General features: G+C 62.4%; 22 protein-coding genes. 16 read left to right on the forward strand and 6 right to left on the reverse strand.

Translation table 11 applies throughout. The annotated features are described in order from the left end of the window. Window positions 1-37: 37 nt before the first annotated feature. Complete coding sequence (locus tag ACTQ3R_RS01485; RefSeq protein WP_441777460.1) at window positions 38-793, reverse strand: peptidoglycan DD-metalloendopeptidase family protein; 756 nt, start codon at window positions 791-793, stop codon at window positions 38-40. 136 nt (window positions 794-929) lie between these two features. Here ACTQ3R_RS01485 and ACTQ3R_RS01490 point away from each other — a divergent pair, with 136 nt between their 5' ends. Continuing rightward, complete coding sequence (locus ACTQ3R_RS01490; protein ID WP_441777459.1) at window positions 930-2,183, forward strand: M16 family metallopeptidase; 1,254 nt, start codon at window positions 930-932, stop codon at window positions 2,181-2,183. 71 nt (window positions 2,184-2,254) lie between these two features. After that, window positions 2,255-2,683 carry a CBS domain-containing protein gene (locus ACTQ3R_RS01495; protein ID WP_441777458.1) on the forward strand — a complete coding sequence of 143 codons (429 nt, stop codon included), beginning with the start codon at window positions 2,255-2,257 and terminating at the stop codon, window positions 2,681-2,683. 41 nt (window positions 2,684-2,724) lie between these two features. Here the strand turns inward: ACTQ3R_RS01495 and ACTQ3R_RS01500 are convergent, their stop codons facing one another. The 5 genes from ACTQ3R_RS01500 to ACTQ3R_RS01520 all read right to left on the reverse strand — a co-directional run bounded on the left by ACTQ3R_RS01500 (window position 2,725) and on the right by ACTQ3R_RS01520 (window position 6,688). Beyond that, a complete protein-coding gene (locus ACTQ3R_RS01500) occupies window positions 2,725-3,198 on the reverse strand; it encodes a helix-turn-helix domain-containing protein (protein WP_441777457.1) in 474 nt (157 codons plus the stop codon). 123 nt (window positions 3,199-3,321) lie between these two features. Next, a complete protein-coding gene (locus tag ACTQ3R_RS01505; protein WP_441777456.1) occupies window positions 3,322-4,230 on the reverse strand; it encodes an RluA family pseudouridine synthase in 909 nt (302 codons plus the stop codon). Then, complete coding sequence (lspA, locus tag ACTQ3R_RS01510) at window positions 4,205-4,693, reverse strand: signal peptidase II (protein ID WP_441777455.1); 489 nt, start codon at window positions 4,691-4,693, stop codon at window positions 4,205-4,207. The genes ACTQ3R_RS01505 and lspA overlap by 26 nt, the downstream gene beginning before the upstream one ends. Window positions 4,694-4,731: 38 nt before the next feature. Continuing rightward, window positions 4,732-5,736: an ATP-binding protein gene (locus tag ACTQ3R_RS01515; protein ID WP_441777454.1), complete on the reverse strand. Its 1,005-nt coding sequence runs from the start codon at window positions 5,734-5,736 to the stop codon at window positions 4,732-4,734. Between the two features lie 4 nt (window positions 5,737-5,740). Further along, window positions 5,741-6,688 carry a DnaD domain protein gene (locus ACTQ3R_RS01520; RefSeq protein ID WP_441777453.1) on the reverse strand — a complete coding sequence of 316 codons (948 nt, stop codon included), beginning with the start codon at window positions 6,686-6,688 and terminating at the stop codon, window positions 5,741-5,743. A gap of 270 nt (window positions 6,689-6,958) precedes the next feature. Here ACTQ3R_RS01520 and ACTQ3R_RS01525 point away from each other — a divergent pair, with 270 nt between their 5' ends. From ACTQ3R_RS01525 to ACTQ3R_RS01590, 14 genes are all read left to right on the forward strand, one after another. Beyond that, window positions 6,959-7,270 (forward strand): cell division protein ZapA, encoded by a 312-nt coding sequence (locus ACTQ3R_RS01525; protein WP_441777452.1) that lies wholly within the window; start codon window positions 6,959-6,961, stop codon window positions 7,268-7,270. A 63-nt stretch (window positions 7,271-7,333) separates the two neighbouring features. After that, window positions 7,334-9,418: a DUF3656 domain-containing U32 family peptidase gene (locus ACTQ3R_RS01530; RefSeq protein ID WP_441777451.1), complete on the forward strand. Its 2,085-nt coding sequence runs from the start codon at window positions 7,334-7,336 to the stop codon at window positions 9,416-9,418. Between the two features lie 23 nt (window positions 9,419-9,441). After that, a complete protein-coding gene (locus tag ACTQ3R_RS01535; RefSeq protein ID WP_441777450.1) occupies window positions 9,442-10,566 on the forward strand; it encodes a LuxE/PaaK family acyltransferase in 1,125 nt (374 codons plus the stop codon). Continuing rightward, window positions 10,563-11,828, forward strand: a complete 1,266-nt coding sequence (locus ACTQ3R_RS01540; RefSeq protein WP_441777449.1) for an acyl-CoA reductase — start codon at window positions 10,563-10,565, stop codon at window positions 11,826-11,828. Before ACTQ3R_RS01535 ends, ACTQ3R_RS01540 begins: the two co-directional genes overlap by 4 nt. A gap of 21 nt (window positions 11,829-11,849) precedes the next feature. Beyond that, window positions 11,850-12,302 carry a dUTP diphosphatase gene (dut, locus tag ACTQ3R_RS01545; RefSeq protein WP_441777745.1) on the forward strand — a complete coding sequence of 151 codons (453 nt, stop codon included), beginning with the start codon at window positions 11,850-11,852 and terminating at the stop codon, window positions 12,300-12,302. 14 nt (window positions 12,303-12,316) lie between these two features. Continuing rightward, on the forward strand, window positions 12,317-13,174 hold the full coding sequence (locus ACTQ3R_RS01550; protein ID WP_441777448.1) for a DUF2262 domain-containing protein: 858 nt from the start codon (window positions 12,317-12,319) through the stop codon (window positions 13,172-13,174). 4 nt (window positions 13,175-13,178) lie between these two features. Further along, window positions 13,179-13,772 carry a Maf family protein gene (locus ACTQ3R_RS01555; protein ID WP_441777447.1) on the forward strand — a complete coding sequence of 198 codons (594 nt, stop codon included), beginning with the start codon at window positions 13,179-13,181 and terminating at the stop codon, window positions 13,770-13,772. Between the two features lie 3 nt (window positions 13,773-13,775). Next, the gene (gene mreC / locus ACTQ3R_RS01560) at window positions 13,776-14,618 is read left to right on the forward strand and encodes a rod shape-determining protein MreC (protein ID WP_441777446.1); all 843 of its coding nucleotides are present in this window, start codon (window positions 13,776-13,778) and stop codon (window positions 14,616-14,618) included. Window positions 14,619-14,630: 12 nt separating this feature from the next. Beyond that, entirely contained in the window at window positions 14,631-15,143 is a 513-nt protein-coding gene (locus ACTQ3R_RS01565) for a rod shape-determining protein MreD (RefSeq protein ID WP_441777445.1), read from the forward strand. 42 nt (window positions 15,144-15,185) lie between these two features. Beyond that, window positions 15,186-17,474, forward strand: coding sequence for a penicillin-binding transpeptidase domain-containing protein (locus ACTQ3R_RS01570; protein WP_441777444.1), 2,289 nt, complete (start codon window positions 15,186-15,188; stop codon window positions 17,472-17,474). A gap of 50 nt (window positions 17,475-17,524) precedes the next feature. Next, entirely contained in the window at window positions 17,525-18,337 is an 813-nt protein-coding gene (locus ACTQ3R_RS01575) for a P-loop NTPase (RefSeq protein ID WP_441777443.1), read from the forward strand. 217 nt (window positions 18,338-18,554) lie between these two features. Then, window positions 18,555-20,963, forward strand: coding sequence for a ferrous iron transport protein B (gene feoB, locus ACTQ3R_RS01580; RefSeq protein WP_441777442.1), 2,409 nt, complete (start codon window positions 18,555-18,557; stop codon window positions 20,961-20,963). 53 nt (window positions 20,964-21,016) lie between these two features. Then, entirely contained in the window at window positions 21,017-21,814 is a 798-nt protein-coding gene (locus ACTQ3R_RS01585; protein ID WP_441777441.1) for an HAD family hydrolase, read from the forward strand. Between the two features lie 233 nt (window positions 21,815-22,047). After that, on the forward strand, window positions 22,048-23,688 hold the full coding sequence (locus ACTQ3R_RS01590) for an efflux RND transporter periplasmic adaptor subunit (RefSeq protein WP_441777440.1): 1,641 nt from the start codon (window positions 22,048-22,050) through the stop codon (window positions 23,686-23,688). The last annotated feature ends 3 nt before the right edge of the window (window positions 23,689-23,691 follow it).

A 23,691-nucleotide genomic window follows, 5' to 3' on the forward strand; every position in this document is an offset into this window, starting at 1 on the left:
TCTTTCCGGGCGGGGTTTGTTTACAGGCACCAGACAGTCAGTCCAGGTACTCCTTGGGGTCCACCTGGACTCCGTTCAGAATGGTCTCCAGATGGACATGGGGCTCCACCCCAACTTCGGCAATGGCAGTTCCTCCCACGGTACCCAGCACCGAGCCGATCTCCACCTGGTCTCCCTGGGCCACGGCGGTCTCGGCGGACAGGTTGCTGTACCAGGACTGAAGGCCGCCCCCATGGTCCACTACCACGGTGGTGCCCATCAGATCGTCGTCATAGACCTGGGCCACGGTCCCCGCGCTGATGGACAGCACCTGCACCCCCTGGGCGGCAGCAATGTCCAGACCGCCATGGGTACGCCAATCCCCCATGGTGGGGTCCAGGGAGAGCGTCTCTACACTGAAGTCCCGGAGGACCGCTCCCTTCACCGGCCAGGTAAATACATCGGACACTGTACCTTCCTGCTGGGTCTGGGCCGCCTGCTCCTCTTGGGTCTGCTTGACCGGCTCCGGATCATCCTCCTGTACCGGCTCCACCGTCTGCGTCTCCTGGGTGACCGAGGGTCTCTCCTGCACCGGGGGAGCCACCGGGGTCACCGGCCGCTGCACACTCTGGTCGGGAATGGTCACCGATGCGTCCCCGCCCGCCTGGGCCGAGATGCCGGTATCCAGAGCGACGGTCTGGATCAGGTAGTAGCCCGAAATCCCTATGGCGGCCACGCACAGGAACAGGACGATGTAGAACCCTTTCCCCAGCATGAAGTCGCCCAGCTTTCTCATAAAGCCTTGGTTTTTCACAAAACCACCTCCGAAGGCTATTGTGGACAAGGCCTTTGCCCCTTATACGTTTTTGGCAAAATTTTTCCGCCATGGACGCAAGGGTTTTTTTGTGCTATACTGCACCCAAACGTATGCTGTCATCCAGGAGGTCTCTATGTACCAACAGATCAACTTGCCCAACGGGGCCAGGCTGTTGACCCAGCACCTGCCCCAGGCTCAATCCGCCGCCCTGGGCTTTTTTGTGGGAGTGGGCTCCCGCCACGAAGCGCCTTCCGAAAACGGCGCGGCCCACTTTATTGAGCACATGCTGTTTAAAGGGACTGCCCGGCGCTCCGCCGGGCAGCTCGCCCAGGATATGGACGCCATCGGCGGCCAGGTCAACGCCTACACCACCAAGGAACACACCTGCTTTTACGCCCGCACCCTGGGCAGCCATCTGGACCGGGGGCTGGATATTTTGTCGGACATGCTCTTTCACTCCCGCTTTGCCCAGCAGGACGTGGCCCTGGAGCGCGGGGTCATTCTGGAAGAGATCGACATGTATGAGGACACCCCAGAGGATCTGGTGGCGGAGCGGCTGTCTGCCGCCGTCTACAAGGGTACTGCCCTGGCCCGGCCCATCTTGGGCCGCCAGTCCACCCTAAATCACATGACCGGGGAGTGGCTGGCCCGGTGGCAGAAGCAGCACTACCACGCGGGCAACCTGGTGGTCTCCCTGGCGGGGAATTTTACCCAGGGGCAGGTGCAGTCTCTCACCGATCTGCTCGCCTCCCTGGAGCCGGGAGAGCCCTCCTCCATCACCCCCGTATCCTACCGCCCCGCCGTCACCGTGAAGAAGAAGGCCATTGAGCAAAACCACCTGATTTTGGCCTTTCCCGCTCCCAATTACCTGGACGAGCGCCGGCAGCAGGTGGCCCTGCTCAACGCCCTGCTGGGGGGCGGCTGCTCTTCCCGCCTCTTTCAGCAGCTGCGGGAGCAGCGGGGGCTGTGCTACACCGTCTACTCCTATGTGGCCGACCACCAGGACACCGGCCTTCTGGGGATCTATGTAGGCCTCAACCAGGAGCAGGAGCGCGCCGCTCTGGACCTGGCCCGGAATGTGGTGGCCGACCTGGCCGACCACGGCCCCACCCAGGAGGAGGTGGACCGGGTGCGGGAGCAGGCCAAGGCCAATCTGCTCATGGGCACCGAATCGGTCCAGGCCCGCATGAGCCACCTGGGGGGCTCCGCCCTGCTGTACGGCAAGATCCGGGAGACCGAGGAGCTAGTGGAGCTCTATGACGCTGTCACCCGAGAGCAGCTCCGGGACCTGGCCGGGGACATGTTCTCCATGGACCAGGCCTCCCTGTCCGCCGTGGGCCGGGTATCCCCCGCCCAGGAGTACGCCGCCTGGCTGGGCCGGGCATAAAGAAGTATAAGAAGCCGCCCGTTCGGTTACACTGGCATTAAACCAATTTTTACCGAAAGGGCGGTTTTATTATGCAGGTAAAAGATTTAATGAACCCCAGTGTGGTCACCATTGAGCCGGGCTCCTCCGCGGCCCTGGCCGCCCGGCTCATCAGCCGGCACAATGTGGGCGCGCTCCCAGTGTGCGGAGAGGACCGGCGGCTTCGGGGCGTGGTCACCGACCGGGACATCGTGCTGCGATGCATTGCCGCCGAGGAGGACCCGGCCCAGACCCCGGTGCGGGACATTATGACCCGCAGCTGTGCCACCGTCGCCCCAGGGGATGATTGCCGGGAGGCCACAAGGCTTATGTCCCTGCACCAGGTGCGCCGTCTGCCCGTGGTGGAGGGCGGCAAGCTGGTGGGGGTCATCTCTCTGGGCGATGTGGCCCGCAGCGGCCGCTTTGACATGGAAGCAGCCCAGACCCTGTGTGAGATTTCGGAAAATATCATTGTGCGCTGAAAAGGCCCGCTGTTCCAGATTGGGACAGCGGGCCGCTTGCGTTATTGCTCCTCCTCCGACGTTTCCCGCTCCTCAGGCGGATGCTTGGCATAATAGTCCCGGTTCCGGATCTCGTCCTTTAAGGAACAGTATGCAAACATGATCAGAATGGAAAGAAAGAGCTGTCCGCCCAGGACAAATGCGGTGTCCGTGAACGTACCTACAATCAGGCTCATGGGAATCGGGATCACCCAGAACACCATAAACCAAAACAGGGGCACCACGCCCAATACGGGCCAGAAGGATACATAGCGGTAGCGCACCGGCTTTTCCCCCTCCTTTCCATAGAGAAGAACCTCGGGCTCCACCTCCAGCACCCTTGCCATGGCCTCCAGGGTCTCCAGCCCCGGCCGGGACAGTCCCCGCTCCCAGGCGGACACCGTCTGACGGGTGACATGGAGGGTCTGGGCAAATTGCTCTTGGGACATTCCCTTCTCCTTGCGCAGCGTCTTGATGTTGGCGGCGATCTCGTTCATAGTTTTCCCTCCTTGTTCTGCCTCCATCCTATCAGTTTTGACTGTCCGGGGCAAGCAAATCATATTTGCTCCTCCAAGGAAACGGAAAAGCGGACCGATTTCCGAGGAAACGGTCCGCTTTTCTTATTTGTCGATCTGTTTCAGTACGGCCTGGAACCAGTCGGGCAGGGGACACTCCACCTCCACCGGCTTGCCGGTGGTGGGGTGGATGAACCGCAGCTTCCGGGCGTGGAGACATTGCCCGGCCAGGCCCGGCCAGGGCTTTTTGCTCCCATAGACCACATCCCCCAGGAGGGGGTGGCCGATGGAAGCCATGTGCACCCGGATCTGGTGGGTGCGCCCGGTCTCCAGCTGGCACTGCACATGGGTATAGCCGGGGTAGCGGCCCAAAACAGTGTAGTGGGTCACCGCCCGCTTACCGTTTTTCCGGTCAATGGCCATCTTCTTCCGGTCCACCGGGTGGCGGCCGATGGGGGCGTCCACGGTGCCCTCGTCCTCCTTCAGTCCCCCCACCGTCACTGCCTCATAGGTGCGGGCCAGGGAGTGGTCCTGGAGCTGCTCGGCCAGGGCCAGGTGGGCGCGGTCGTTTTTGGCGGCGATGATAAGCCCCGAGGTGTCCCGGTCGATGCGGTGGACGATCCCCGGCCGCAGCACGCCGTTGACCCCGGACAGGGAGTCGCCGCAGTGGTAGAGCAGGGCGTTGACCAGGGTGCCGTCCGGATGGCCGGGGGCAGGGTGGACCACCAGGCCTACGGGCTTGTTGACCACGATCACATCAGCGTCCTCATAGACCACGTCCAGCGGGATGTTTTGGGGGACCACATCCAGGGGCTCCGGGTCAGGGAGGGTGAGCTCCAGCTCCTCATCCAGGCTCAGTCGGTCATTTTTCCGCAGGGCAGCCCCTTTTCGCTTCACCATTCCCTGCTCCAGCAGCTTCTGGGCGGCGGAGCGGGTCAGGTCGGGGACACTCCGGGCCAGAAAGGCGTCCGCCCGTTCCCCCTCCCGGTCAGTGTGCAGGGTGATGGTCGTCATGGTCCTTCTCCCGCGGCTCCAGCTTGTCCATGAAAAAGAGGTAATAGACCGCCGCGGCGATGCCCCCCACCACCACGCAGATGTCCGCCACATTGAACACGGCAAAGTTCATAAAGAGCACATTGAACATATCCACCACAAAGCCCCGGAACACCCGGTCGATGAGGTTGCCCACCGCCCCGGCGAGCAGCAAGGCCAGAGTCACTTTTCCCACCGGGTGGCGGAAAAAGTTTTTCCACAGGGCGACAGCCAGTACCACAGACATGACCAGGGAAATCAGGGCCAAAATCCAGGTATGTTCCTCAAAGAGGGAAAAGGCCGCCCCGGTATTTTCCACATAGGTCAGCTCCAAGATGTGGGGCAGAAAGGGGACATGGGCCCCTGGGGCAATGTTTTCTAGGACCAGGAACTTGACCAGCTGGTCCAGGGCCACCAGGGCCACAGTCAGGATCAGATAGGGCATGGAACATCCTCCGCAGTTTTTCTTTTTTCGCAGCCGGATCACAGCCGCTTCTTTTTCAGCATCCGAATGTCGTCCCCGAAGAAGTGGAGCACATGGTACTCCCCCTCGATTCGGGAGGCGATTTGGGGATTGTAGCGCCTGGCGATCTCCTCCAGGGACAGGTTGGTGGAGATCACGGTGTGCCGCTGGGCCACCAGGCGGGTATTGATCAGTTCATACAGGGCCGCCTGGGTCAGCTGGGTGGTCAGCTCGCTGCCCAGATCGTCCACAATCAACAGATCGCAGTTGAGATACCGGCGGGTCTCATCCCGTGCATCCTGGCCGTCGGCGCTGGAGCGCAGGAACTTTTTGGCCTCGAACTGGGCAAAGATATTGCCCGCCGTGTCGTAGACCACCGAATATCCATGCTCGGAAACGTCCCGTGCAATGCAGGCCGACAGGAAGGTCTTTCCCAGCCCCGGCGCTCCGGACATCAGCAGATCCTTAAACCGAAAACTTTCAAACTTCCGGGCATAGTTGAGGCACACATCATAGACCAGCTCCATGTTCTTCCGGGGAGAGGCGCCCTTTCCGGGATAGGGTGTCTCACTGTAGTAATCCATCCGGAAGGTGTCGAAGGACTGCTCTCCCAGATCCAGCAGCTTGGACAGCTCCTGAATCTGCTCCTGGGCACAGAGTGCACGCAGGCACTGGCACATTTTGGCCCCCTGCCAGCCGGTATCCCCGCACAGGGGACAGGCGGGCTTGTCATCCAGGGCGTCGCTGGGCAGCCCCAGGGCGCCCAACAGCACAGCCCGCTCCTGCTGCAGGTCCAGATTGTGCTCCCGGATCTCCTGCACCGCCCGGACGGGGTCGCCCCCCTGGCGGAGGGTGGCGGCCACCAGCTGGGCCATGGTGGCCTGGAGCTTTCTCTCCAGCTGCCGCAGCTTAGGCTGGCGCTCATAGGCCTGGCTGCGCAGCCGTTCCAGCCGCTCCTGGCGGCTGCGGCGCTCCGTCTCCAGCCGGTCGGTGGCCCGGCGTAAAATATTGGCGTCATAGGCCATGGCTTCAGCCCTCCTCCCGCTTCATCTCTTCCATCAGGCGGCGCATGCGTTCCATATCCTCCCGCACCCGCTGGTCCTGGTCCGCCGTGGGCGGACGGTCCACCTGGCCGCCGGCCCGGACGGGTCTGGGGTCCCGGTCGCCGGCCTGGATGGCGGCGGCGGTATGCAGCCCCTTCTCGTGCCAGCGGCGCAAAATTCCGTTCATATAGCCCCAGTCCATGGACTGCTTTTTCAGTACAGTCTTCTCATAGGCCATGCGGATGGCCTCGTCCTCAAAGCCCATGTCATCCCAGGCGGCAATGTAGGTTTTCTCCCGCTCCACCAGGGGCCGGGGGCTGATATCCAGCAGGCGGAGCACCTCCGCCTCCCGTCCCCGCAGGCGGGTGAGCTTGGCGATATATTCCTCCGCCCGCTCCATGGTGTCGATCCCTCGCCGGGCCCAGACGAAGCCCTCCTTGCTGATCTGGGACAGGAAGGGCCGGCGGCCGGGGCCGTACTTGCGCTCCATCTCCTCGATGCACCAGCCCACCAGCATCAAAATCACTTCCGGGGGCAGGGCCAGGTGGTCATAGAGGGTATAGAGCTTCTTCAAATCCGGAGCGGACAGCTTTTTCCCCAGCCGCCGCTCCACCTCGTCGGCCAGGGCGGAAAAGAGGGACGCCCGGTCGGCCAGGGCGGCGGCCACCTCCTCGGTGGCGTACTCCGGGGGCGGCAGCTCCTGGGCCGGGGGCTCGGGCGGTGGGAGCTCCTGGGCGGGGGCCAGCCCTTGGGAGCGCAGGCGCTCCAGGGCAGCCTGGAGCCGGTCCTGGGTCCACTTCAACCCGGACAGGCTACTGTGGCGCAGCAGATGGAGGTACAGAAGGGCGGCATCCCCATCTCCCAGCTTCAAAAGCCGGTCCACCGCCTGGCCAGTCATGGCCAGCACCTCTCCGGGCAGCAGCGTATGTGCCATGGGGACCCCCTCCTCTCCTGTATTTTACCGCACGGTCTGCTTTGGCTGTTGTTCCATTTTACCGCAAAATTTTCCCGGCGTAAACAGCAAAATTCCTTCCCGCCCATCCTTGGCGCGGCGTCTGAAATTTTCGGCGGATTTTTGAAAAGAAAGAGCAAAATTCATGAAATATCTATTTTTCAAATGTGGGGGGCTGTGTTATAATGGTTCCAACTAGAATGAAGCTGGGGGCATGGGCCCAGAGAGATAACCAGTTTGGGAGGAATCGTGATGAGGAACAAAGTAGTGGTCACCATCGCCGGACGGGAATATACCATGGTTGCCGTGGAGGACGAGACCTACGTCCGCAAGTGTGCCGACCTTGTGGATCAGCAGCTCAAGCAGATTTCATCGGGCAGCCTGTCCCAGGCGGACGCCGCGGTGCTGGCCGCCATGAACATTGCCGACCAGTTTTTGAAAGAGCAGCAGGCCAGCGACGACCTGCGCCGCCAGGTGAAGGAAAACCTGGAGGATGCCAACCGGCTGAAGCTGGAGCTGTCGGAGGCCAAGCGGGAAATCTTCAAGCTGAGCACCCGCAAATAATTTCCAACACAGGTCGCCCCTCCGGGCGACCTGTTCACCGTACTTGCCAAAGGAGGCGCTCACATGCTGGAACTGCTCTCCCCCGCCGGCTCCATGGAGGCGGTGACCGCCGCCGTTCAAAACGGGGCGGACGCCGTCTATCTGGGATATGGGGATTTCAACGCCCGCCGCAACGCCAAGAATTTCACCTGGGAAGAGGCTGCGGCGGCCGTTTCTTACTGTCATCTTCGGGGCTGCAAGGTCCATCTCACCCTCAACACCCTGCTTACCGACCGGGAGCTGCCCGGCGCGGCGGCGGTGGCCGCCCACGCCAGCGACATTGGGGTGGACGCGGTCATCGTCCAGGACTTGGGCGTGGCCCGGATGCTCCGCCAAACGGTGCCCGACCTGTCCATCCACGGCTCCACCCAGATGACCATCCACTCTCTGGACGGGGTCAAGGCCTGCGCCGACCTGGGAATGACCCGTGTGGTGCTGGGCCGGGAGCTGAGCCGGGACCAGATCGCCTACATCTGCCAGCACGCTCCCATTGAGATCGAGGTCTTTGGCCACGGAGCCCTGTGCATGTGCTGGTCAGGCCAGTGCTTTTTCTCCTCCGTCATTGGAGGCCGCAGCGGCAACCGGGGGCTGTGCGCCCAGCCCTGCCGGCTGAAATATGGCTGGGGCGGCCAGGCCAACGAATATCCCCTGTCCCTGAAGGACCTGTCCATGGCGGGCCACCTGAAGGAGCTGTCGGAGATGGGGGTGGCCTGTCTGAAGCTGGAGGGGCGGATGAAGCGGCCGGAATATGTGGCCATCGTCACCGGCATCTATGCCCGCGCCATCAAGGAGGGCCGGGAGCCTACCACCCAGGAGATCGAAATTCTGGCCCAGGCCTTTTCCCGCCAGGGCTTTACCGACGGATACTACATGGGCCGCACCGGCCCGGACATGTTCGGAACCCGCCAGGAGGAGAAGGAGCCTCGGGAGCTCTTTGCCCAGGCTCGCTCCACCTATGAAAACGGAGAAAACCGCAAGGAGCCGGTACGCCTCTATGCTCTCATCGAGGAGGGAGAGGCCGCCCAAGTGGCCGCCGAGGACCATCAGGGTCACGTGGCACGGGTGGAGGGCCCCATCCCGGAGGCCGCCCGGAATGTCCCCCTCACACGGGAAAAGGTGGAGGGGCAGCTCCAGCGCACCGGCGGCACCCCCTATGCCTGTGAAAAGGCCACCGCCAAGGTGGGGGAGGGGTTGTCTTTGCCCCTGTCCGCCCTGAACGATCTGCGCCGGCGCTGCCTGGAGGAGCTGTCCGCCCAGCGTCAGGCCCTGCCCCAGCGGCGCAAGGAGCCCTTCCGTCCGGGGGTGCGGTACGAGAACCCAAAGCTTCCTCCGGTGTTTACCGTCTCCCTGCGCACCGCCCAGCAGTTCAGCGACGAACTGCTGCGTCTGGGCCCCGCCCTTATCTACCTCCCCGCCGATGAGGCCGCCGCCAATCCCGACCTGGTCCGCCGCTGTCAGCAGGCGAAGGTCCCCCTGGCGGTCATTATGCCCCGGATCTGCACCGACAAAGAGCTGCCCCAGCTGGAGCAGGACCTGGTCGCCCTGCGCAGCCTGGGGGTCACCCAAGCCCTGGCGGGCAACCTGGGCTCCATCCGCCGGGCATCCCAGCTGGGCTTCCAGGTCCGGGGAGACTTTGGCCTGGGGGCCTATAACAGCCAGACCATGAAGGAGCTCAAACGCCTGGGGCTCATCTCCGCCACCGCCTCCTTCGAACTGAAGCTGGCCCAGATCCGGGACCTGTCCAAAACCATTCCCACAGAGTTTGTGGCCTATGGCCGCCTGCCTCTGATGATTATGGAAAACTGCATCATTCACAACCACTCCGGCCAGCACACCTGCAACAATGTAAACCTGCTCACCGACCGGAAGGGGGAGCGCTTCCCCGTGGTCAAGGCCTGGGGCTGCCGCAATGAGATCTATAATTCCAAAAAAGTCTTTTTGGCGGATAAATTTGCCGACTGGCAGCGGCTGGGGCTGTGGGCTGCCCGGCTGATGTTCACCACTGAAAACGCCGCCGAGTGCGTCCAGGTCCTGGAGCGCTACCTCTCCCAGGGCCGCTATCAGCCCAATGACTACACCCGCGGGCTCTACTACCGGGACGTGGAGTAACCTTTGGAAAGGGGGAAGCTCTTATGCTGGAACGGCAGAGGCTCTTTTGGTCCGCCCATCCCTATGACCTGGAGGGTACCCAGGAGAAATTTCTCCGGGCGGTGCGGGCAAACTGCGCCTTTCACCTGAAACGCTGCCCGGAGTACTGCTCCATTGCCCAGGCCCTCCAGTTTTCCCCCGATCAGCTTCAAACCATCGAGGACCTGGCCAAAATTCCCGTCCTGCCCACTCTCTTTTATAAGCGCCACGCTATCTTCTCCATGTCCCGCAGCCGCCTGGCCATGTATGTGACCTCCTCGGGCACCAGCGGGAAATTTAGTCAGATCGGCTTTGACTGGGGCTGTGTCTTTGCCGAGGCCCCCATGGTGCTCCGCCTGGGCTGGAAGCACGGCCTTATCTCCCCAATGCCCGCCCACTGTGTGATTCTGGGCTATAAGCCCCATAAATCCAACCGCACCGGGGTCACCCGCACCATGTACGGCCTGACCTATTTTTCTCCCCCCATCAGCCGGACCTATGCCCTTCAGTATGTGGACGGAGGCTATGTCCCCGACCTGGATGGGGTGGCCCAGGCCCTGGAAAGGCTGGGGCGCTCCCACTTTCCCACAAGGATCGTGGGCTTTCCCTCCTACCTGTGGTTTGGTCTTAAGCGGATAGAGGAGCTGGGCCTTCGTGTGAAGCTTCCCCAGGGCTCCAAAATCCTGCTGGCGGGGGGCTGGAAGCAGCACTACTCCCAGCAGGTGGAAAAATCCGTGCTCTACGACCTGGCCGGGCGGGTGCTGGGCATCCCGGAGGAGGCCATCCACGAATCCTTCGGCGCGGTGGAGCACCCCATTTTTTATAACGCCTGTAAGCACCACCACTTCCACATCCCCATCTATTCCCGTGTGATCATCCGGGATGTGAACACCCTGGAGCCCCTGCCCATGGGGCGCATCGGGCTGGTGAATCTCATCACACCCCTGATGAACGCCACCCCCACCACCAGCGTCATGACCGATGATCTGGGCTATCTCACGCCTGGGGAGGAGTGCGGCTGCGGCATCTCATCCCCCTATCTGACCCTGTTGGGCCGGGTGGGGCTCAGCGACATCCAGACCTGCGCCGCCGGGGCCGCCCAGATTTTGGGAAAGGGGGAAGGGTTTTGATCTTTGCAAAGGGAACCATCCTCCCGCCGGAACAGCTGCCCCAGGTGCTGGAGCGGCTGCCGGAGGACCTGATTGCCGTTCGTTCTCAGCCTCCGCTGACCTCTAAAGTAGTCATCGACGCCTGTCAGCGGCTTTTGGAACGGCTGGACCGGGGGGAGCTGGATGGGCTCATCGCCCAGTACGCCACCCCCCAGCTGCTCTCCGCCCTGGAGCAATACCGCTACCTGCTTCGTCCGGAGAGCCTGGAATATAAGCTCTCGGTGGAGACGGGCGGGCTTCTCTCGGTCGAAGACCGGCCCTTTGGCCGTACAGCAGCTGTCCCTCTGGGCACGCTGCTCCACATCACTGCCGGAAATCTAGACGGCCTGCCCGCCTTCAGCGTGGTGGAGGGTCTGCTCACCGGCAACGTCAATTTGCTAAAACTTCCCTCGGGGGATTCGGGGCTGTCCCTGGCCCTTTTGAAGCTGCTCACCGATACCGAGCCTAAGCTTGCCCCCTATGTGTATGTCTTTTCCATCCCCTCAAGTGACAAGGTTTCCCTCCAGGCCCTGGCTAACCTGTCGGACGGCATCGTGACCTGGGGCGGGGATGAAGCCATCCGGGCCATGCGCGCCATGGCCCCCGCCGGGTGCAAGCTCATGGAGTGGGGCCACCGGCTGAGCTTTGCCTACCTGTCCGGCGAGGGCAGGGGAGAGGAGCTGGAGGCGCTGGCCGGGCACATCATTCAAACCGGAGGACTGCTGTGCTCCTCCTGCCAGGTCATCTATCTGGACACCGCCGACCTGGACCGGGCCCGGCACTTCTGTCAGAGCTTTCTCCCCATTCTGGAACGGGCCGCGGCCCAGGGACACCAGACCCCCGGCCAGGCGGCCATGGCCACCCTTCACGGCTACGAGCACCGGCTGGAGCTGGCGGTGGAGGGAAGCTCTGCCGAAGTATTTCAGGGGAGGGGCTGCTCGGTCACCCTGTGCCCCGACCGGGCGCTGGAGCTGTCTCCCCTCCACGGCAATGTACTGGTGAAGTGCCTGCCCCGGAATGAGCTTGCTGCCGCCCTGTTTTCCCAGCGGGGACGGCTTCAGACGGTGGGACTGCTCTGTCCGCCCCAGGAGCGCAGGGAGCTTTGCCAGCGGCTCTCCCGTGCGGGAGTGACCCGCATCACCACCGCCGCTCATATGTCCGAACCTTTCCTGGGGGAATGCCACGACGGAGAATATCCCCTGCGGCGCTACCTGCGCCTGGTGGACGTGGAGGCCCCGTTATAAAAATTTAAGTTGGAGTTTATGATTATGGAGTTGAAAATCAAAGCCCTTTCCCCTAAAATTGGGAACGAAATCCCCCTGCCCTACTACGCCACGCCGGGCGCGGCGGCCATGGACCTGCACGCCTGCATGGACGAGGCGGTGACCATCCCCGCCGGAGAGCGCCGGATCATCCCCACCGGGCTTGCCATTGCCCTGCCCTCGGCGGAATATGTAGCCCTGATCTTCGCCCGCAGCGGTCTGGGCATTAAGCACGGCATCGCCCCGGCCAACTGCGTGGGCGTCATTGACAGCGACTACCGGGGGGAAATCATGGTGGGATTGCAGAACTCGGGGAAGGATGACTTTACCATAAAGCCCGGAGACCGCATCGCCCAGATGATGATCACCCCCGTGGTCCAGGCCCAGATCCAGATGGCCGACGACCTGGACGAGACCCAGCGGGGGGCCGGGGGCTTCGGTTCCACTGGCAAATAAAGGAGTAATGCACCATGTTTGGACTGTTTAAGAAAAAAGAAGCCCCCAAGCCCAGCCCCTCTTCCGAGAGCAGTGCGGTCAAGTCCTTTGCCGCCGATTTTTCCCCGGAGGAGCTGGACATCTTGGCCGTCACCGGCCCCAGCGGCTTTGGCGCCGTGCAGCAGGAGGACACCGGACTTTGGGAGGCCTCCATCGGCCTGACCGCCTGGATGGAGGAGGACAGCCCCGAGATCCATCAGGAGGAGATCGGGCTGGTCTCCCTGTGTGACGACACCCTGCGAAGCTATCTGCGCCAGCGGGTCCCCCCGGATTTTATCATCAAATTCCGGGCCAGACTTTCGCTGGACGGAAAGCGGCTGCTCATGGTGGACCTGCCCCAGCCTGCCTTCGATCCCGACTTGAAGGCCATTCTGGAGGAGCAGAAAAAGCCCGAAAGCACCTATGTGGACGGGCTGGGCACCTTTGTGCTCAACCGCCAGGTGGGCTGGTATGAGGCCGAGGTAGACTGGCTGGAGGGAACGGTCCGCCTGGACTTTGACAAGGGCGAGGCCGAGGCCATGAAGGCCGCCCAGAATACGGCCCGTGCCCTGCTCTCCGACGCCCAGAGCTGGGACCAGCGGGTGCGCACCTTTGCCGCTGAGCAGCTCACGGACCTTGCCAACCAGTGGGCCCAGGACGGGGAAGAGGCGGAGGCTCCGGAGGAGATCACCCCTCAGGACTTTATGGGGCGCATGGAGCTGGACGCCATCCAGGTGGACGATCAGGGGGGCTTCACCTTCTGGTTTGAGGACGGCGAGATGTTCTGGGGCCACTCCATCCGGGTCAGCGGCACCCTGGCCGGCGGCCCGGACGACGCCCAGATGGAGGGCTGAGGCCATGCACATCATCTTAGCCTCCCAATCCCCCCGGCGGCGGGAGCTGCTGGAGCGGATGGGGATCTCCCAATTTGACGTGATCCCCGCAAAAGGGGAGGAGCGCGCCGACCCCAGCCTCACTCCCGAGCAGCTGGTGGAGGCCCTTTCCCGGCAGAAGGCGGCGGAAGTTGCCGCCGCCCACCCGGATGCCCTGATCATTGCCGCAGATACGGTGGTGGCAGTGGATGGGGCCGTCCTGGGCAAGCCGCGCAGCCGGGAAGACGCCGCGGACATGCTCAAGCGGCTCTCCGGTCGGGAACACACCGTCTATTCCGGCCTCACCGTCTGTTGGCAGGGCCGGTCCATCACCCAGCACGAGGCCACCACCGTCCGTTTCCGCCCTCTCACCCAGGCGGATATCACCCACTACATCTCCACCGGCGAACCCATGGACAAGGCTGGTTCCTACGGCATCCAGGGCTATGGCTGCACCCTGGTGGAGGGCATCTCCGGAGACTACTACAATGTGGTGGGGCTGCCGGTATGCCGGCTGAGCCAGATCCTGTCCGGTTTCGGGGTGGAGGCTCTGGCCATGGCCGCAAAGAAGGAGCTTTAAGCTGTGAAAGATTTTCTGCGCAAAAACGGAATTCTTCTGCTGATCATTGCCCTGCTGCTGTCCATTCTCATTGGGGTGGGCTCCGCCTTTTTGGGCGGGAATGCCGACCCTCTGTCCAATGTTGCCAATACGGTGACCGCCCCGGTCCGGGGCGCGATCGCGGCCGTGGCCGATTGGGCGGAGGGGGTCTACGCCTATGTGTTCCACTACGGCGAGCTCCAGGAGGAGCTGGACAGCCTGCGCAAACAGGTAGCTGAGCTGGAGGACGCGGTGCGTCAGGGCCAGGAGGCCAGCCGGGAAAACGAGCAGCTTCGTTCTCTGCTGGATCTGCAGGAAAAGCGCCGGGACTTTGTCTTTGAGTCTGCCAAAGTCACCGCCCGCTCCACCTACAACTGGGAGTCCTTCCTCTCCCTGAGCAAGGGCTCCTCCGCCGGGATCGAGGTAGGGGACTGCGTCATCACGGAAACCGGCGTCCTGGTGGGCGTGGTGTCCCAGGTGGGCTATAACTGGTCCTCGGTGTCCACCATCATCAACACGGACACAGAGATGGGCGGCATCGTCTCCCGCACCTACAGCGCCGGCGTACTGGAGGGGGATTTTGCCCTCATGACCCAGGGTAAGCTGAAGCTCAACTACCTCCCAGAGGGGGCGCAGCTGGTGTCCGGGGACGAGGTGGTCACCTCCGGCAAGGGGGACGTGTTCCCCTCGGGCCTGGTGGTGGGCCAGGTGGAGGGGGTCTTTACCGACCCCTCCGGCCAGTCCCGCTACGCGGTGGTAGCCCCTCTGGCAAAGCTGGATTCTCTCATTGAGGTCTTTGTCATTAAGGACTTTACCATTGTGGAATAGGAGGGAGCTCACATGACGCGACGCGATCTGTTCCACAAGTGGTTTGTGTACAGCCTGGGCCTGCTGCCCATCTGGCTGCTGGATGCCTACATCCTCCCCCGGTACCCTCTGGGCGGGATCTCCCCCATGCTGCTGCCCCTGGCGGCGGCGGCAGTGGCTGTTTTGGAGGGAGCTTACGCCGGCACCGGGTTTGGAATGGGAGTAGGCCTTCTGTGGGAACTCACCTATCCCGGCGGTTTTGGCGGCCTGGTCTTTGGCATGGCCCTGGCGGGGATGCTCATGGGGGCGGTCTCCCAATATGCCCTCAGCCAATCTTACCCCGGATGCCTTATCTGCTCGGCGGGTGTACTGTGTGCCCTGGATGGGCTGCGCCTTGCCCGTGGACTGTTGGTCCACACCGCCCAGCTTCCTGACATGCTCCATGTAGCCGTGCCGGAGTTTTTCTATTCCCTGGCCTGGACCCCTCTCATCTGGCTGCTGTTCCGGGCCATCTTCAACAAGGTCGGCGGAACAAAGCTGGCCTGACGGTTCCCGTTTCCCATTGCCCCTCTGGAAAGGAGGTCTTTCATGAATCCCAAACAATTTCAGCGCCGTGCCCTGGTCATGGTGCTTCTGCTGGCCCTGATGCTCACCGGCATGGGCGCCACCCTCTACGATCTTCAGATCAACAACGGCGAAGAGTATGCCCGCCAGGCCCAGAACAAGATCGCCGAACAGGAGACGGTGGAGGCTGTCCGGGGCCAGATCCTGGACCGAAACGGCCAGGTGCTGGTCTCTAACAAGGTAGTCTACCAGGTCTCTCTGGATACCTCCCTAATGAAGGAGGACCGCAACCGGATCCTCCTGTCCCTGATGGAGATTTCCCAGGAGGAGGGCGTGGAGTGGACCGACAACCTGCCCATCTCCAAATCCGCTCCCTTCACCTTTACCACCGACACCCCCTATTTCACCACCTCCACCGACGAGGAGGGGAACACGGTCCAGTCCCTCACCCGGTTGGGGCGGCTGGCGGTCTACTACGGCTGGATCGAGGACCCCACGGAGACTCCGGAAGAGCTGGAGGAGGGGGAGGAGCCCGCCGCGCCGGAACCGGGCCTTTGGGACAAGATCAAGGCCTTTTTTACCGGGAAGGATTTGTCCCAATCCGCCGACACCTCTCAGCAAACGGAGCCGGACGCTCTGCCCACTGCTCTGGAGCTGCTGGGTATGATGTGCGCCGACTGGGACATTCAGGGGGAGGGCGCTGTGGAGGAGAGCTCCGACCAAACGGTCCCCGTTTTAAACATCGGGGATATGTCCGCCCAGGATGCCCGTGCCCTGGCGGGCATCCTCTATGAGCTGAACCTGCGCTCCAGCAATGTCTATGTGGCCAACGAGTATGTCTTTGCCCAGGATGTGAACATCGACTTTATCACCCAGGTGAAGGAACACTCCCTGACCGGTGTCATCATTGAGCCCACCACCGTGCGCCAGTACCACACCACCTACGCCGCCCATTTGCTGGGCCAGGTGACCCCCATCTATTCCGGGGAGGTGGAGTACTACACCTCTCTGGACCTGGACGGAGACGGAGTGCCCGACTACTCCCTCAACGACACGGTGGGCCGGGGAGGGGTGGAGCAGGCCTTTGAGTCCTACCTCCGGGGTTCCTCCGGCGTACGGACCGTGGAACGCAACACCTCGGGAAAAATCGTCTCGGAGACCTGGCTGGAGGAGCCGGAACCGGGCGACAATGTGGTGCTGACCCTGGACATCAACCTCCAGGCCTATGTGGAAAACACCCTGGCCACCGCCATCCCCCAGATCGACGTGGAGGAGGCGGTGGGCGGCGGGGCCTGCGTCGTCCTGGACGTGGACACCTCCGAGGTGCTGGCCTGCGCCTCCTATCCCACCTTTGACCCGGCCAAGTATAACTCCAACTTCAACGAGTACGCCGCCGATCCCTTGCTGCCCCTCCTGAACCGGGCCCTTCAGGGCACCTTCGCTCCCGGCTCCACCTTTAAGATGATCACTGCCATCGCCGGACTGGAGAAGGGGATCATCACCCCCACCACGGAGATCAAGGACGAGGGCATCTACAAACACTACTCCAGCCCCCAGCCCCGGTGCTGGATCTACAACACCAACGGCGGAAACCACGGCTCCATCAATGTCAGTGAGGCCATCGAGGTCTCCTGCAACTACTTCTTCTACGAGGTTGGCCGTCTGCTGGGCATTGACACGCTGGTGGACTACGCCACCCGCTTCGGTCTGGGACAAAAAACCGGGCTGGAGCTGGAGGAGCGCGCAGGCGTCATGGCCAGCCCCGAATATACCGAATCCATGGGCGGAACCTGGTATGAGGGCAGCGTTTTGTCCGTGGCCATCGGCCAGGAGAGCACCCAGGTCACGCCCATCCAGCTGGCCAACTACATTGCCACCCTGGTCAACGGGGGGTCCCGCCGTGCCACCCACCTGCTCAAAGAGGTCAAGTCCAGCGACTTCTCCCAGGTGCTCTATACCAAGGAGCCGGAGCTGCTGAGCACCATTGAAATTCAGGACGAAAACCTGGAGGCCGTCAAGGCCGGCATGCTGGCCCTGACGACCCATGGCTCTGTCAGCCGCCACTTTGTGGGCCTGCCCTTCCAGGTAGGCGCCAAAACTGGCTCTGCCCAGGTGGACGGCCAGGTAGAGGCCAACGCCGTGTTCGTGTGCTTTGCCCCCTATGACGACCCGGAAGTGGCCGTGGCCCTGGTAGTTCAGCGGGGCGGCAGCGGCTCTGAACTGGGCGCTATGGCCGCTGATATTCTGTCCTACTACTTTTCTTCCCAGGAGAACCGGGACGAGGCGCCCACGGAAAATACCCTGGTGCGCTGAGAGCCCTTACTCTCATATCCATGTAACTTACAACAAGGAGATGTTCCTCTATGTCTGAAAATTGCACCCACGATTGCTCCAGCTGCAGTGCCGACTGTTCCTCCCGTGACATGCGGGTTCCCGCCAACGCCATGTCCAGCATCAAGCGGGTCATTGCCGTGGTCAGCGGCAAGGGCGGCGTCGGTAAGAGCACCGTTACCGCCTCTCTGGCAGTAGCCATGGCCAAAAAGGGCCGCAAGGTGGCCATTCTGGACGCCGACATCACCGGCCCCTCCATCCCCACCGCCTTCGGCATCCACCAGAAGGCCACCGGTACCGACGCAGGCATCGACCCCGCCGTTACCGCCGGAGGCATCAAGCTCATGTCCCTGAACCTGCTCACCGCCAACGAAACTGACCCCGTCATCTGGCGCGGCCCCGTCATCGCCGGTGTGGTCACCCAGTTCTGGCAGGAAGTGGTCTGGGGCGATGTGGACTATATGTTTGTGGATATGCCTCCGGGCACCGGCGACGTCCCTCTGACTGTGTTCCAGTCCCTCCCCGTGGACGGGGTCATCGTGGTCACCTCTCCCCAGGATCTGGTGTCCATGATCGTCACCAAGGCGGTGAACATGGCCAAGATGATGGACATTCCCGTCCTGGGTCTGGTGGAGAACTACAGCTACTTCCAGTGCCCCGACTGCGGCAAGCGCCACACCATTTTCGGCGAGAGTCACCTGGATCAGGTAGCCGCCGAGCTGGAGGTCCCTGTGCTGGCCAAGCTGCCCATCGACCCCACCCTGGCCGCTGCCTTTGATGCGGGCCAGATTGAAAACGCCCCCGCCAACTATATGGAGGAGCTGGCCGCCCGTCTGGACGGCTGACCCGTTCGCCCGGAGCCAGAGCGCTCCGGGCATTTTTTATGCCGCTGCGGCTTGCCTCTGTGTGCAAATTTCCCACAAAAGTGCCCCTTCGAGGGACCTATTTTCCCTGTTTTCTTTCCGCCTGCCACCGGGAAATCCCTTGAAAAATCAAGGGTTATCCGCTACAATAGCAGGGTACGCATATCTGTAATCCGTGCAGCACAGGAGACGATAAGTTATGGAAAAGCGCTCCTCATCCAGTACATTAAACGATTTAAAGCCGGGCCAGAGCGGTACCATCCTCTCGGTGGGCAACCAGTCCGGGGCGGTCAAGCGCCGTCTGGTAGACATGGGCCTGACCCCCGGAACCCAGGTCACCGTCACAAAGGTGGCTCCCCTGGGCGACCCTCTGGAGGTCAGTCTCCGGGGCTATGAGCTGTCCCTGCGGAAAGCGGATGCCGCCCAGATCACCATGGGCCAGCCCCGGCGCTCCTCCCACTCCGCTCGCAGCGCCATGACCCGCCACATCCCCGACCCGGAGGTGGCACGCCGGCAGATGAACGACCACGCCCATGAGCTGGAAGCCCACGGAGCCCGGTATGACTCTGCCGCACACGACAGCCGCCCCATGCGCATTGCCCTGGCGGGCAATCCCAACTGCGGCAAGACCACCCTCTTCAACGCCCTGACCGGTTCCAACCAGTATGTGGGCAACTGGCCTGGGGTCACGGTGGAAAAGAAGGAGGGCACCGCCCACTTGGGCGACAAGGAACTCACCGTGGTGGATCTGCCCGGCATCTACTCTCTGTCCCCCTACTCCATGGAGGAAATTGTGGCTCGGGACTTTATCATCGGGGAGGGGCCCGACTGTGTCATTGACATTGTGGACGCCACCAACCTGGAGCGAAACCTCTATCTCACCATCCAGCTGCTGGAGCTGGAGCGGCCCACCGTCCTGGCCCTGAACTTTATGGACGAGGTGGAAAAGCGCGGAGACTGCATCGATGTGTCCCGCTTGTCCAAGGAGCTGGGCATCCCCGTGGTCCCCATCACCGCCCGGACCGGAGAGGGCCTGGAGGAGCTTCTGCACACCGCCCACCGGCAGATGCACCTGGGCTTTACCATGGAGCCCGACGACCTCTATGACGACTATACCCACGACATTCACCACCGCATGGGCGAGCTCATCCACGACTACGCCTACGCGGCCAACCTGCCCGCCCACTGGGCCTCCATCAAGCTTCTGGAGGGGGACGAGCTGGTACAAGAGGCCCTGCACCTGCCTGCCGGCGTTCAGCAGCAGCTCAGCGCCATTGTGGCTGAGTATGAAAATTCCAGCGACCTGGGCGACCGGGAGACCCTCATTGCCGACAGCCGCTACCAGTACATCGAAAAGGTAGTCTCTGCCTCGGTCATCAAGGGACAAAAGCCCGGTGAACTCACCCTGACAGAGAAGATCGATCAGGTGGTCACCCACCGCATTTTTGCCATCCCCCTGTTCCTGTGCACCATGCTGGTGATGTTTGTCATTACCTTCGGCCCCTTCGGCTCCTGGCTTTCCGACCTGGTGGGGGAGGGGATCGGCCTGTTCGGCACCTGGCTTGGCGCCGCACTGGCGAACCTGGGGGTCTCCTACGTGCTGGTCTCCCTCATCTGCGACGGCATCATCGCCGGGGTGGGCGGCGTGCTCACCTTCCTGCCCCAGATCGCTTTGCTGTTTCTGTTCTTGTCCTTTTTGGAGGACTCGGGCTATATGTCCCGCGCCGCCTTTATCATGGACCGGCTGCTGCGGCGCTTCGGTCTCAGCGGCAAGGCCTTTATCCCCATGCTCATGGGCTTTGGCTGTTCGGTGCCCGCCATTATGGGGGCCCGCACCATGGAAAATGAAAAGGACCGGCGGATGACCATCCTTCTGGTGCCCTTCATGTCCTGCTCGGCCAAGCTGCCGGTCTACGGCCTCATTTCCGCCGCCTTTTTTGGCCCTTGGGCGGGGCTGGTGGTCTTTGGCCTCTATGTCATCGGTATGGCGGTGGGCATCCTCTCGGGGCTCTTCTTTAAAAAGTCCCTCTTTGTGGGCGAGCCCGCCCCCTTTGTGCTGGAGCTGCCCCCTTACCGCCTGCCCTCCCTGGGCAACATGCTCACCCATGTGTGGCAGAAGGTAAAGGGCTTCCTGATCAAGGCCGGTACCCTGATTTTGCTCATGTCCGTCATTTTGTGGCTGCTGCAGTCCTTTGACTTCTCCCTGCACATGGTGGAGGACACCTCCCAGAGCATGCTGGGCGCCCTGGGCAGCCTGATCGCCCCCCTCTTTGCCCCTCTGGGCTTTGGCCACTGGCAGGCCGCTGTGGCCTTGCTCACCGGCCTTATTGCCAAGGAGATGGTGGTTTCCTCCCTGTCCATGTTCTACGGCTTCTCCCTCACTGCCACCAGCAGTCAGGTGGCCGCCGCCATGGTGGGCTTTACCCCCCTGTCCGCCTTCTCCATGCTGGTGTTTATCCTGCTTTACGTCCCCTGTGTGGCTGCGGTGTCCACCCTGTTTAAGGAGCTGGGCAGCCCCAAATGGGCCTGGTTCTCCATCTTCTGGCAGCTGAGCTGCGCCTATGTGGTCTCCCTGCTGGTCTATCAGGTGGGAGCGCTCTTCTTCTAAGCTTCCCCACCCGCCTGCGGCCCAATTTTTCAACCATAGGAAAGAGGAACACTATGATTCGACTGATTTCCCTGGACCTGGACGGCACCCTTCTGGATCCCTCCGGCACTGTCACCTCCGCCGCCAAGGCCGCTATCGCAAAGGCCCGCAGCGCCGGGGTACGGGTGGTACTGAACACCGGCCGTCCCATTCCTGAGGCCTTCTGGTTCGCCCAGGAGGCGGGCTGTGACAGCCTGGTGTCTGCCCTTGGGGGCGGTGCCCTGGCCGACAGCGCCACAGGGCAGGTCATCCGCCGCTGGGATATTCCGGAGCCCTCCGGCCGCCAGGCCCTGGAGCTGTGTCTTAATCGGGAAATCGAGCTGATGATCTTTGCCGGGGACCAGATCCTGATGGACCCCTTTTCCAAGGCATCCCTCTCCAAAACCTATCCGTTCCCCGCCTTCCACAATAACGCCGTGGTGACCCAGGACCCCGCGGCCTATATGGAGGAACACGGCCTGCCCCTGACCAAACTTCATGGGGATCAAAATCCCGGCCGCTACCCCTTGGAGGAGCTGGCCGCCCTGCCGGGGCTCCAGCTCACCTCCTCCAATGACCACGACTTTGAGCTGGTGGCTAGGGGAGTGGACAAGGGCCGTGCCCTGGCCCTGCTGTCCATGATGTATGGCATTCCCCTGTGCGACTGTGCCGGGGTAGGGGACAGCGAGAACGACCTGCCTATGCTCCAGGCGGTGGGCACCCCCATTGCCATGGGCAACGCTGCCCCGGCGGTGAAGGCCGCCGCCTGCCGCATCGCCCCCTCCAACGCCGAGGAGGGCGTGGCACAGGCCATTCTCAGCTGTCTGGACTGATCATCTCTGCAACTTGCTTAAATGCGCCGAAGCCTTTCCCAGGCTCCGGCGCGTTTTTTGTCTTTCTGGCAAATTTCCCTTGACCTTCCACCTGGGGGAGGGTGTAGGGTAAGCTTCGCCGGGAAAATTTAATGAAAATTTTAACGGTTCTTACCCTGGATATAAGATTTACCCGGTACAATAGCCATCAATCAGTTTAGGCTGAAACCAGCTGTGAAAAGAGGGAACATGATATGGATGTGACACAGGCAAATAAGGCGGAGGAGGTCCTGCTCCCACGGGAGGAAACAGGGCCTTCTCTCAAGCTGCCCAAAAAGAAGAAAAAGTGGATCAAGTGGGCTTTTCTGGCCGTGGTGGCCGTGGTGGTCCTCTGGTGGATGTTTCTGCGGCCAAAGGCCGACCCCTCCGTCTTGACCGGGGGGCAATACATACCCGTTTCTGCCCTTCGGCAGGATCTGACCATCTCGGTGGACGGCTCCGGCGCGGTGACCCCCATCGAGTCCTACCAGGTCAGCGCCCTGACCAGCGGTGAGATCCTCCAGGCCCCTTTTGAGGTGGGGGACTGGATTGAACAGGGCGCGCTTCTCTACCAGTTGGATGCAAAGGAGGCCCAGGCCGCCATTGCCCAGGCCGAGCTTGCCCTGCGCCAGGCTCAGCTCTCCTATGACACGGTGGCCGCTGGGCTCACCGCCCGTGCCTCCGCTTCCGGTGTGGTCCAGACCATCCATGTCCAGAAGGGAGATCTGGTGTCCCCCGGCACACCCATCGCCGATATTACCGACACCTCTACCATGCTTCTCTCCCTGCCCTTCCAGTCCGCGGACGCGGCAAGCATCACCCCAGGCGAGAGTGCCCAGGTCACCCTCTCCGGTACGCTGGAGACCCTGCCAGGTACCGTGGAGTCCGTCTCCTCGGCCGACCTGGTGGGAGCTGGCGGCGCGCTGGTGCGGCAGGTGCAGATCCGGGTCTCCAACCCCGGCGCCCTGACCACGGCACAGTCTGCCACCGCCACCATTGGGGAATTCTCCTGCGCCGGCAGCGGGAATTTTCAGGCAAACAGCCGTCAGACGGTGACGGCCCAGGCCTCTGGTGAAATTACTGACCTCTATGTGACCGTAGGCTCCAAGGTCACCGCCGGCGCCGCGGTAGCCGCCATCGGGGGCGAAGGCGCCCAAAATTCCCTGTCCAACGCCGCCATGGGGGTAGAGAGCGCCCAGCTCTCCCTCCAGCGCGCCCAGGATGCCCTGGAAAACTACACCATTACCTCTCCCATCTCCGGCACCGTCATTGAAAAGAATTTTAAGGCGGGGGATAAGCTGGACGGCATGGAATCGGGTGCACTGGCCGTTATCTTTGATCTGAGCAGCCTGAAGCTGCCGATCAACGTGAGCGAGCTGAACATCAGCCAGCTTCACCCCGGTCAGAAGGTGGAAATTACCGCCGAGGCCCTGCCTGACCAGGTATTTTATGGTGTTGTGGACGCGGTGAGCATCAACGGCACCACCACAAAGGGCTTTACCACCTACCCGGTGACCATCGTGCTGGAGGAGTTTGGGGATTTGAACCCCGGCATGAATGTGTCTGCCAAGGTGATTATTTCCCAGGAAACGGACGCTCTGTGTATCCCCGTGTCCGCCGTGGACAGCGACGGCACCGTCCTGGTAGCCGGGCCGGGGACCCTGTCTGAGGACGGTTCTACGGTGGTGGACCTCTCCAAGGCCCAGCGGCGCACTGTGACCCTGGGCTCCGGGGATCAGGAGTATGTATCGGTCACCAACGGACTGGAGGAGGGGGAGGTCGTCCTGGTTCCCGTCCAGTCCACCGCCGGTCTGGGCACCGGCAGCAGTACCGCAGTTGTGGCAGCAGGAGGCTGATGA

It is taken from the genome of Lawsonibacter sp. LCP25S3_E2 (genome assembly GCF_052117285.1).
Lineage (GTDB): Bacteria > Bacillota > Clostridia > Oscillospirales > Oscillospiraceae > Lawsonibacter.

Coding starts and splice junctions, on each gene's coding strand:
- ACTQ3R_RS01535 (WP_441777450.1), top strand. CDS start 9,442: ATGCTGGAACGGCAGAGGCTCTTTTGGTCCGCCCATCCCTATGACCTG.
- ACTQ3R_RS01530 (WP_441777451.1), top strand. CDS start 7,334: ATGCTGGAACTGCTCTCCCCCGCCGGCTCCATGGAGGCGGTGACCGCC.
- ACTQ3R_RS01515 (WP_441777454.1), bottom strand. CDS start 5,736: ATGGCCTATGACGCCAATATTTTACGCCGGGCCACCGACCGGCTGGAG.
- ACTQ3R_RS01505 (WP_441777456.1), bottom strand. CDS start 4,230: ATGACGACCATCACCCTGCACACTGACCGGGAGGGGGAACGGGCGGAC.
- ACTQ3R_RS01570 (WP_441777444.1), top strand. CDS start 15,186: ATGAATCCCAAACAATTTCAGCGCCGTGCCCTGGTCATGGTGCTTCTG.
- ACTQ3R_RS01585 (WP_441777441.1), top strand. CDS start 21,017: ATGATTCGACTGATTTCCCTGGACCTGGACGGCACCCTTCTGGATCCC.
- ACTQ3R_RS01550 (WP_441777448.1), top strand. CDS start 12,317: ATGTTTGGACTGTTTAAGAAAAAAGAAGCCCCCAAGCCCAGCCCCTCT.
- ACTQ3R_RS01490 (WP_441777459.1), top strand. CDS start 930: ATGTACCAACAGATCAACTTGCCCAACGGGGCCAGGCTGTTGACCCAG.
- ACTQ3R_RS01575 (WP_441777443.1), top strand. CDS start 17,525: ATGTCTGAAAATTGCACCCACGATTGCTCCAGCTGCAGTGCCGACTGT.
- ACTQ3R_RS01590 (WP_441777440.1), top strand. CDS start 22,048: ATGGATGTGACACAGGCAAATAAGGCGGAGGAGGTCCTGCTCCCACGG.
- feoB (WP_441777442.1), top strand. CDS start 18,555: ATGGAAAAGCGCTCCTCATCCAGTACATTAAACGATTTAAAGCCGGGC.
- ACTQ3R_RS01500 (WP_441777457.1), bottom strand. CDS start 3,198: ATGAACGAGATCGCCGCCAACATCAAGACGCTGCGCAAGGAGAAGGGA.
- ACTQ3R_RS01495 (WP_441777458.1), top strand. CDS start 2,255: ATGCAGGTAAAAGATTTAATGAACCCCAGTGTGGTCACCATTGAGCCG.
- ACTQ3R_RS01520 (WP_441777453.1), bottom strand. CDS start 6,688: ATGGCACATACGCTGCTGCCCGGAGAGGTGCTGGCCATGACTGGCCAG.
- ACTQ3R_RS01555 (WP_441777447.1), top strand. CDS start 13,179: ATGCACATCATCTTAGCCTCCCAATCCCCCCGGCGGCGGGAGCTGCTG.
- lspA (WP_441777455.1), bottom strand. CDS start 4,693: ATGCCCTATCTGATCCTGACTGTGGCCCTGGTGGCCCTGGACCAGCTG.
- ACTQ3R_RS01565 (WP_441777445.1), top strand. CDS start 14,631: ATGACGCGACGCGATCTGTTCCACAAGTGGTTTGTGTACAGCCTGGGC.
- ACTQ3R_RS01525 (WP_441777452.1), top strand. CDS start 6,959: ATGAGGAACAAAGTAGTGGTCACCATCGCCGGACGGGAATATACCATG.